Annotated in this window: 1 protein-coding gene; it reads right to left on the reverse strand. The window is 74.1% G+C overall.

Annotation, left to right across the window (positions count from 1 at the left end; translation table 11 throughout):
• Nucleotides 1-451 (reverse strand): HAD-IC family P-type ATPase (locus tag GVL05_RS19840; protein ID WP_159574247.1); only part of this gene is annotated, 451 nt, incomplete at both ends.

A 451-nucleotide genomic window follows, 5' to 3' on the forward strand; every position in this document is an offset into this window, starting at 1 on the left:
ATGCGCGCCAGCACCGTCTCGGCACCCACCGCCGTCACCTGCACCACCACGCGGCCGTCGCCGTTCACCGAGCCGCCCGTCACCGCGTCGCCCGGGTTCCGCGCCACCGGCAGGGGCTCGCCGGTGAGCATCGATTCGTCCACCTGCGTGTGCCCTTCGAGCACCGTGCCGTCCACCGGCAGGCGCTCGCCGGGGCGCACGGCGATGCGGTCGCCCGCCATCAGCTCGGCCACGGCCACGTCCACTTCGCCATCCGGGCCGATCCAGTGCGCGGCCTCGGGCCGCAGGGCATGCAGCGCACGGATCGCTTCCGTGGTCTGCCGCTTGGCGCGCGCCTCCAGCCACTTGCCCAGCAGCACCAGCGTGATCACGACGGACGAGGCCTCGAAGTACAGATGCGGCGCATGGCCCCCCCCGCCGCCATGCGCGGCCGTGAGCCAGAGCCACAGCG

It is taken from the genome of Curtobacterium sp. 18060 (genome assembly GCF_902706105.1).
Lineage (GTDB): Bacteria > Actinomycetota > Actinomycetes > Actinomycetales > Microbacteriaceae > Curtobacterium.